Origin of the sequence: Desulfovibrio sp. 1188_IL3213, assembly GCF_036763145.1 — a bacterium.
Taxonomy (GTDB): Bacteria; Desulfobacterota; Desulfovibrionia; order Desulfovibrionales; family Desulfovibrionaceae; genus Desulfovibrio.
The window spans coordinates 1-2473 of record NZ_JBAIYR010000343.1 but is presented as its reverse complement, the minus strand read 5'-3'; the positions used below and the strand labels follow the sequence as shown (position 1 = coordinate 2473).

The 2473-nt window shown below is 58.8% G+C and carries 1 protein-coding gene; it reads left to right on the top strand.

Going from position 1 to position 2473, the window contains the following annotated elements; genetic code table 11:
• Window positions 1-125: 125 nt before the first annotated feature.
• The gene (locus V6C16_RS11205; protein ID WP_442886222.1) at window positions 126-2312 is read left to right on the top strand and encodes a type I secretion system permease/ATPase; all 2187 of its coding nucleotides are present in this window, start codon (window positions 126-128) and stop codon (window positions 2310-2312) included.
• Window positions 2313-2473: the final 161 nt, after the last annotated feature.

The following is a 2473-nucleotide window of genomic DNA, read 5'->3' as shown; positions in this document are numbered from 1 at the left end:
AAGAAGAACAGGCTGCCGCGCAGGGCGTTTCAGGCCAGACGGGAGCGGCCGCTATGGACGCCATGGCCCAGGCCGCGCGACACGAGGCCGCCATAAATTCCGAGCGGTCTGTCCAGGATACCGGTATGGGGCCTTTGCGCCCGTCTGATATTGACTTTATGCCGGGCCTGTTGCGCAGCCTCGCCATACTGCTGCGTTTGCGCGGCAGGGTCGTCAGCCCGCAGTTTCTTATGTCCGGCCTTACCGGCAGCAAGGTTACCCCCCAGGCATGCCTCAGGGCAGCGCGCAAGGCAGGGCTTTCGGGCCGTATCGTTTTTCGTCCCGAGCTTGAGGATATCCCGGCCCTGGTGATGCCCTGCATACTTCTGCTGACCCGCGACCGCTCGTGCGTGCTCACGAGCCTGAAGGACGGCAAGGCCGAAGTCATATTTCCCGAAACAAGCGGTGCCGCGCAAACAGTGTCGCTTGAAGACCTCAAGCAGGAATACTCCGGTTATGTGCTCTTTGCCGCTGTGGAGTCCGCCCCGGATGACCGCACTGAAAGACTGAGCATTTCGCACGGCAAGCGCTGGTTCTGGGATGTGCTGCGTTACTACGCGCCCATTTATCGGCATGTGGCCCTGGCCAGCGTGGTAATCAACCTCATTGCCGTGGGCAGCCCGCTTTTTGTCATGAACGTCTATGACCGCGTGGTGCCGAACAATGCCATTGAAACCCTGTGGGTTCTGGCTATCGGCATTCTCATAATCTATTTTTTCAATTTTCTGCTTTCGTCGTTGCGCACCCATTTTGTGGACGTGGCCGGACGTAATGCCGATATTGTGCTCTCAAGCTCGCTGGTGGAAAAAGTGCTTTCAATGCGTATGGACGCCAAGCCCGAATCCACCGGCGCACTGGTCAATAATCTGCGCGAGTTCGAGCAGTTGCGCGAGTTTTTCAGCTCTTCAAGCTTGTTGGCCTGCATTGACCTGCCTTTCCTGGTGATTTTTTTGCTGCTCATCAGTTTTATCGGCGGCCCGCTGGTATTTCTGCCGCTGGGCGCCATGCCCCTCATGCTGGGTATCGGCCTGCTGCTGCAATCACGCTCACGGCGTAGCGCCGAGGCCAGCTACAAGCAGAACATGCAGAAAAACGCCCTGCTGGTGGAAATTGTGGGCGGGCTTGAAACCCTCAAGTCGTGCATGGCCGAAAGCCGCATGCAAAAGCTTTGGGAATCCGTGGTGGGCCTTTCCGCCCAGTCCAACAGCGAAGCCCGCAAGTACAACAACCTGGCTGTCACGTCTTCAATGCTCATTACCCAGCTTGTGACCGTTGCCATGATTGTCTGGGGCGTATACCGCATCTCCGAGGGCCTCATGACCATGGGCGCCCTGATCGGCTGCAATATTCTGGTGGGGCGCACCATGGCCCCCCTGCTGCAGATGGCTTCGCTGCTGACGCGCCTTCAGAATTCGCATGTGACGCTCAAGGCCCTGGACATGCTCATGATGCTGCCCTCGGAAAATCAGGTGGAAAAGACCTGCATGGATTTTGGCATGCTGCGTCCTTCTTTCACCGTGGAGAACGTGTCTTTTGCCTATCCGCATCAGGAGCGTCTGGCCCTTGACCGCATTTCTCTGCATATCGAGCCGGGCGAGCGCGTGGGCATTATCGGGCCTATGGGGTCGGGCAAGAGTACGCTGTCCAAGCTGCTTATCGGTCTTTACCAGCCCAAGGAAGGCGCTGTGAAGTTTGGTGATGTCGATATTCGGCAGATACCCAGCACCGACCTCCGGGGACGCGTGGGTGTGCTGCCGCAGGACGTGGTGCTGTTTTACGGCAGCATCCGCGACAATATCGCCCTGGGCGACCCCACCATCAATGATCACCTTATTCTGCGCGCAGCGGCCCTGGCTGGCGTGACAGACTTTTTACGCAATAATCCTGCGGGGTTTGCCGCCCAGGTGGGTGAGCAGGGCAAGGCCCTTTCCGGTGGGCAGCGCCAGGCTGTGGCGCTGGCGCGCGCTCTTGTGCGCGACCCCGAAGTGCTGCTGCTGGATGAGCCGACCAGCAACATGGATACGGACTCTGAAGTAATGCTGCAAAAGCGCCTGTATTCGGTGATGGATGGGCGCACCGTGGTGCTGGTCACACACCGCTTGTCCATGCTGCGCATTGTAAATCGGCTGATTGTTATGGAAAACGGCCAGATAAAGATGGATGGCCCGCGCGATGCGGTTTTGCAGCGTCTGCGTGAGCGTTCACGGCAAAGCATGGATACGGTACGACAGGAACAGGGCGCTCCGGCGCAACGTTCCGCGGAGAATGTGTAACATGCAGTTGACACCCCAAGATAAAAGTAAAGTGAAAGACAGCCCTTCTGCGGTTGCCCGGACTGAGGCAAGCCCTGCGGCAGGACCTGCAGGGCCTGTTGAGGCAGGCGTGTCCGGCGGCGTTCAAGGGCAGAAATCCGGCGGCCCAGCCGTTTCCCCGG

Excerpts from the sequence above, each read along its gene's own strand:
- V6C16_RS11205 (WP_442886222.1), top strand. The coding sequence starts at position 126 with ATGGGGCCTTTGCGCCCGTCTGATATTGACTTTATGCCGGGCCTGTTG.